We start from the raw sequence: 5,441 nt of genomic DNA, 5'->3' as shown, positions 1-5,441 counted from the left end.
CGCCCGCGGCACCGGTGGCCACGCCCCCGCCCGCGGCCCCTCCGGGCCAGCCCAGCGCCCCCGCGCAGCCGCCCGCCACCAAGGCGCCGCAGCCGAAGGTGACCACGGCCCAGCCGCCGAACGACCCGGAGCCCCCCGCGGCGGCGGCCGGTGCCGGCGCCGGATGCGAGATCCGCTCGAACGCGGGCAACTGCTACGAGGCGGGCCAGTTCTGCCGCAACGCGGACCTGGGCAAGAGCACCCACGAGGCCGGCGGCCGGGTGATCTACTGCCGGATGGTCAGCGGGAAGCCGCACTGGCAGGCCTGAGGCCCCCGGAGCCGGGGCGGACCGGACGGTTCGCCCTCAGGCGTCGATGACGCCCAGGGTGTCCCAGAACAGGTGCTCGTAGGCCTGGAGCAGCAGCCCGTACTCGTGTGCGGTGGCCAGGGTCGGCTCGTCCAGCCGGTCCGGGCCCAGGGCGTCGGCGGCCTGCTGCTCCAGCTCGGGCGCGGGCTGGGCGAAGAAGTCGAAGAACGCGCAGGACTCGTCGGAGAAGCCGTACTGGCGGCGCAGCGCCTGCGCGATCGTGGCGCAGTAGCCGCCCCAGGCGGCGAAGTTGGCGACGAGCGCGGCGGCCGCGGCGGCGGGTTCGCCGTTCAGGGCGAGCCAGGCGAGGTAGTGCGGGTAGGCCTGGCACCCGGGCAGCGGCGGGCGGGCCTCCAGCGCGCCGTGGTCGAGTCCGACGGCGGCGCCGAGCGCGGGCAGGGTGCGCAGCGCGGCGCTCTCGCCCTCGGCCAGGGTGGCGAACCAGGCGCTGACCGGCCGGTCCGCGGTGCGGCCGGCGAGCAGCAGCAGGCTGCGGCGGTCGGAGCGGATGATCCGGTGCTGCTGGGCGGCGAGTTCGGCCAGCGCCGAGCGCGGCGCGGTGCCGTCGGCGAGCGCGGTGACCAGCGCCGGGGCGGTGTCGCCGGGGGCCAATTCGGCCCGCAGGTACTGGATCTGGTCGAGGATCGGGTGGTTCACCGGTGCCTCCGGGGTGCGGTTCGGTCCGGTGCCATTCCTACCGCCTGGCGGTGCCGGTGCGGCGGCGACAGGCCGGGGCCCGAGGCGGGGACCAGCTCCCGGCCGGGGCGGCGCCGGGCCGGGAGCTGATGGCGTGGGGAGACGGGGGTGCCCCCGTGCGTCAGGAGTCGGCGCAGGCCTTCCCGATCTCGCCGGCAGCGTCGGTGATCGGCTTGAAGTCGGGCTGCTTGCCCTTGGAGACCCGGTCGATGGCGTCGTTGACGGCCTTGGAGAGCCGGTCGGCGGCCGCGTCGATCTTGTCCCCGTTGCCCTCGCGGATCTTCTTGGTGTCGTCGGCGACCTTCCGCAAGGCCTCGACGGTGTGGTTGCGGCGGCTCTCGTCGGTGATCTGCCCGACGTTGATCGCCGAATCCGCGAGGTCCTGGACGTCGCCGGTGAGGCTGATCGCCCGCTTTCCACAGTCCAGGGCCTGGTCGGCGTCGCACGCGGTGAACAACGGGGCCGCGAGCAGCAGTGCGAGCGTGGTGGCGGCCAGACGGTACGGCTTCCTTGTCATGTCTCTATCCCTCCCGCCTCTATCAACGCCGGTCCGCCGTGCGGAGGTTCCGGAAGACTGCGTGAACCGTTGGGAAAGTCTTTGCTTCCAGCAGAATGTGACGTTCCATCAGTTCGTTTTCGGGATGGATCCGGGCGTTCACCCTTCGGTGCCGTCCGCGGGGTGAACGCCCGGGCGGGCACTACCGGGTGGCGGATTCGGACAGGTCGTGCACCAGGCGGGCGATGGTCGGCACGGCCACCGCGTGCGCGTCGGCCGCCCGCAGCACGGCGCCGCCGATGGCGTCCAACTCGGTCGGCCGTCCGGCCTCCACGTCGCGCTGCATCGAGGACCTCATCGTCCCGGGGATGCGGTCGAAGGAGGCGAGCAGCGTCTGCGCGTCCGCCGGCGCGCCGACCGCCCGGGTGACGGCGGTGATCTCGTCCAGCACGGCGAGGAGTTCGGCCCGGTGCTCGGTGCGTACGGTGCCGATCCCGCTCGCGTGGCGGGTGGTCAGCAGGGCGAACGGGGCGAGGAAGGAGAGCTTGCTCCACAGCATCGCCGTCTCGTCCTCGCGCAGTGCGACGTCCACGCCGGTGTGCCGCAGCTGGTCGGCGAACTCGGCCACGGGGGAGTCGGGTTCGGCGTTCGCACCCAGCTCGATGGCGGCGAACGGGCTGGTGTGCTCGATCAGCCCGGGCGCCGTCCGGGCGGCCTCGACCCGGATCGTGCCGGCCACCACCCGTGCGGCCGGGTAGCGCTCGCGCAGCACGGCCATGTGGTCCAGGCCGTTGAGCAGCGGCACCACGATCCCGGTGCCGAGCACCTCCGCGGGCAACCGGTCCAGCGCGGCGGCCAGCGCCGTCTCCTTGACCGTCACGAAGACGGCGTCGACCGGCTCGCGCAGCTCGGTCGCCGCCTCCACCCGGACGGTGAACTCGCCGAACTCGGCGCTGCGGACCCGCAGTCCGTCCCGCGCGATCGCGGCCGCGGTCGCCTCGCCGGCCAGGCAGACGACCCGGTGGCCGTCGCGGGCGAGCAGCCCGCCGATCAGTCCGCCGACGCCTCCGGGGCCGAGGACGGCGACGGTCAGGGGGGTGGTGGTCATGGTGACTCCTGTGGGTGGGTGGGTGGCGTGGTGAGGGATGGGGAAGCGGGGGCCGGGCGCGGTTACGGTGAGCGGCGGGATGCGCCCGCCCGGCTGGAGGAGCAGGCCGTCGCCCGGGAGCAGCCGCGGACGAAGGTGCCGCGCACCCCGCCGGGCAGCAGCCCGCCGTGCGGGGCCGGCAGCTCGCACACCTCCGCCTCGGTGGGGCCGAAGCGCGGCTCGGGCAGCAGGTCGGTGGTCACCGGATCATGATTCCCCGTCGGGCGGGCCCGGCGGGAGGCGGGGGCGTAAAAGGGGAGGGCGTGCCCGGCTCCGGCGGGCTTAGGGTGCGCCGGTGGAGGCTGTGCGGCGAGGGGGAGTCGGCGGATGACGACGGACGGGCGGCTGGTGGCGGCGGTACGGGCGCGGGATGTCGACGCCGTGTGGGAGGCACTCGCCGCGGGTGCGGATCCGAGCGCCCGCGATGCGGACGGGCTGCCCCTGCTGTGGGTGGCCGTGAACGGGTTCGACCACGAGGTCGCCGGTGTCCTGGTCGACCACGGTGCCGATCCGGACCGTCCGCTGCCCGACGGGACGACCCCGCTGCTGCGCGCGGTGGACCTCGGTTCGTCGGCGCTGGTCGGGGCGGTGCTGGGGAAGGACCCGGCGCTGCGGTTGCCCGCCGACGCCCGTGAGCACCTGCTCGCCCTGGCCAGGGCCTGGTACGAGACGGGTACGGAGGAGGAACTGCGGCGACGGACCGGGGCCGTGGGGCCGGCGGAGCGGGTGTGGGTGACCGAGCAGTACGCGGACGTCGAGCAGGTCTCCCTCGGCGGGCTGACCGTGCGCGCCGGGCACGGGGCCGTGCTGACCGAGCTGGAGTGGAGGTTCCGCGTCCTCACCCCGGTCGACGAGCTGGTGGCCAGGGCCGTCCGGCACCGGGAGCCGGGGCACGTCGGGCAGCAGGCCGTCCGGTTCGTGCTCGGGGAACGCCGAAGTCGGGAGACCTGGTCGGCCCTGACGGCCCACCACCGGCACCCCGACCCCGCGCACCGCCGCTTCCTCGCGGCCTTCCTGTGCGACGCCCCGCTCCTGCGGATGGGGCACGCGGTCGAGTACGACGCGGAGGAGACGGAGCTGCTCGTCGCCTGGGCGTCGGCCGAGCCGGACGGCGGGGTGCTCGCCGACGTCCTCCGAGCCCTGGGCGGTCGTGAGTGCCCGGAGGAGGAGGCCGTCGGGTTGCGCCACGCCGCCGCGTCCGTCCTGGCCCCGTCCGCCGACCGGACGCCCGAGGTCGCCGACGCCCTGGCGGCACTGCTGGACGTGGACGACCGGCTGGTGCGCCTGGAGGCGGCCTACGGCCTCGCCTTCCGGGCCTGGGAGGCCCGCAACCCGCCCGAGGGGACGTAGCACCACCTGCGGGGTTCGGTTTTCCGAACCCCGGATTCGGGTGCCAGCACAATCGATCTCCCGGCCCCGGACGCCCACGATGGAGGGCATGAACGGGATGACGACAGCCGCCGCCACGGCGGCGCACGACGGGGTGACGGACGCGGCCCTGAGCGCGGTCGGGCTGCACCGGCGGTACGGGCGGGGCACGGCGGCCGTACAGGCGCTGCGCGGGGTCTCGGTGGCCTTCGCGCCGGGGACGTTCACGGCGGTGATGGGGCCGTCGGGCTCCGGCAAGACCACCCTGCTGCACTGCCTGGCCGGGATGGACCGTCCGACCGGGGGCACCGTGCGGTGGGGCCGCACGGAGGTGTCCGGGCTGCCCGAGCGGCGGCTGGCGGAGCTGCGCCGCACCCGGGTGGGGTTCGTGTTCCAGGCCTTCAACCTGATGCCGGCGATGACGGTCGGGCAGAACGTCGAGCTGCCCGGCCGGCTCGCCGGGCGGCCGCCGGAGCGGGCCGCGGTGCGGGAGGCGCTGGCCCGGGTCGGGCTGGCCGGGCGGGAGCGGCACCGGCCCGGGCAGCTGTCGGGCGGTCAGCAGCAGCGGGTGGCGATAGCCAGGGCGCTGGTCTCCCGGCCGGAGGTGCTGTTCGCCGACGAGCCGACCGGCGCGCTGGACCGGGCCACCGGGCAGGAGGTCCTCGGCCTGCTGCGCTCGGGTGTCGACACCGACGGACGGACCTGCGTGATGGTCACCCACGACCCGGTCGCCGCCGGGTACGCGGACCGGGTGCTGCTGCTGGCCGACGGCCTGCTGGTGGACGAGCTGACCGCGCCGACGGCCGCGCAGGTCGCCGAGCGGCTGAGCCGGTTGGGCGGGTGAGCACGATGAGCAGTCCCGTACTGAGCCTCTCGGCGGGGCAGATCCGCCGCCGCCCGGCCTCCTTCGCCGGGCTGGGGACGGCGCTGTTCCTGGCGGTGGCGGCGGTGACGCTGTTCGGGTCGCTGGTCGCCGCACAGGTCACGGCACCGGCCGCGGTGGCGCGCACGGCGGTGTCCGGGCCCGGCCTGGTGCTGATCGCCGGGGCCTTCGGCGAGATCGCCGTCCTGGTCGCGCTGTTCGTCGTGGTCAACGCCCTCGGCTTCACCCTGCGCCAGCAGCACCGCGACCTGGCGCTGCTGCGCACCGTCGCGGCGACACCCCGTCAGGTCCGGCTGGTGGTGCGCGCGCAGGTGGTGGCGACCACCCTGCTGGTGTCCGGGCCGGGCGGCCTGGTGGGCTTCCTCGCCGCCCGGGCCTTCCTCGCCGCACTCCAGCGGCGCGGCATGGCCGCACCCGGGCTGCGCATACCCGGGGCGCCGGTGCCGGCGCTGATCGGGCTCGCGGTGGCGCTGCTGGTGGGCCTGGCGGCCAGTGCCGTGGCGG

General features: G+C 75.4%; 8 protein-coding genes. 4 read left to right on the top strand and 4 right to left on the bottom strand.

The window, feature by feature from the left end:
- Positions 1–308: hypothetical protein (locus AE652_RS34355; protein ID WP_234348647.1), on the top strand; the 308-nt coding region annotated here is incomplete at its 5' end.
- 36 nt (positions 309–344) lie between these two features.
- Here the strand turns inward: AE652_RS34355 and AE652_RS34350 are convergent.
- The 4 genes from AE652_RS34350 to AE652_RS34335 all read right to left on the bottom strand — a co-directional run bounded on the left by AE652_RS34350 (position 345) and on the right by AE652_RS34335 (position 2,889).
- Positions 345–1,004 carry a transcriptional regulator gene (locus AE652_RS34350; protein WP_199823187.1) on the bottom strand — a complete coding sequence of 220 codons (660 nt, stop codon included), beginning with the start codon at positions 1,002–1,004 and terminating at the stop codon, positions 345–347.
- A 160-nt stretch (positions 1,005–1,164) separates the two neighbouring features.
- Positions 1,165–1,560 (bottom strand): hypothetical protein, encoded by a 396-nt coding sequence (locus AE652_RS34345; RefSeq protein WP_049658815.1) that lies wholly within the window; start codon positions 1,558–1,560, stop codon positions 1,165–1,167.
- 181 nt (positions 1,561–1,741) lie between these two features.
- Positions 1,742–2,647 carry a ketopantoate reductase family protein gene (locus tag AE652_RS34340; RefSeq protein WP_049658814.1) on the bottom strand — a complete coding sequence of 302 codons (906 nt, stop codon included), beginning with the start codon at positions 2,645–2,647 and terminating at the stop codon, positions 1,742–1,744.
- A gap of 62 nt (positions 2,648–2,709) precedes the next feature.
- A complete protein-coding gene (locus AE652_RS34335) occupies positions 2,710–2,889 on the bottom strand; it encodes a hypothetical protein (protein WP_049658811.1) in 180 nt (59 codons plus the stop codon).
- Positions 2,890–3,013: 124 nt separating this feature from the next.
- On the opposite strand from AE652_RS34335, the gene AE652_RS34330 reads away from it, so the two are divergent.
- From AE652_RS34330 to AE652_RS34320, 3 genes are all read left to right on the top strand, one after another.
- On the top strand, positions 3,014–4,036 hold the full coding sequence (locus AE652_RS34330; RefSeq protein ID WP_053112433.1) for an ankyrin repeat domain-containing protein: 1,023 nt from the start codon (positions 3,014–3,016) through the stop codon (positions 4,034–4,036).
- A gap of 97 nt (positions 4,037–4,133) precedes the next feature.
- Entirely contained in the window at positions 4,134–4,898 is a 765-nt protein-coding gene (locus AE652_RS34325) for an ABC transporter ATP-binding protein (protein ID WP_049658819.1), read from the top strand.
- A 5-nt stretch (positions 4,899–4,903) separates the two neighbouring features.
- Positions 4,904–5,441, top strand: a 538-nt coding sequence (locus tag AE652_RS34320; RefSeq protein WP_049658818.1) for an FtsX-like permease family protein, incomplete at its 3' end; no start/stop codon positions are given.

The sequence above is a fragment of the Kitasatospora sp. MY 5-36 genome (genome assembly GCF_001182915.1).
In the GTDB taxonomy this organism is placed as follows: Bacteria; Actinomycetota; Actinomycetes; order Streptomycetales; family Streptomycetaceae; genus Kitasatospora.
This window is presented reverse-complemented; position numbering and strand designations above follow the sequence as displayed.

What these genes read in the sequence shown, in the direction of transcription:
- AE652_RS34345 (WP_049658815.1), bottom strand. Translation starts at nt 1,560, where the DNA reads ATGACAAGGAAGCCGTACCGTCTGGCCGCCACCACGCTCGCACTGCTG.
- AE652_RS34340 (WP_049658814.1), bottom strand. Translation starts at nt 2,647, where the DNA reads ATGACCACCACCCCCCTGACCGTCGCCGTCCTCGGCCCCGGAGGCGTC.
- AE652_RS34330 (WP_053112433.1), top strand. Translation starts at nt 3,014, where the DNA reads ATGACGACGGACGGGCGGCTGGTGGCGGCGGTACGGGCGCGGGATGTC.
- AE652_RS34325 (WP_049658819.1), top strand. Translation starts at nt 4,134, where the DNA reads ATGACGACAGCCGCCGCCACGGCGGCGCACGACGGGGTGACGGACGCG.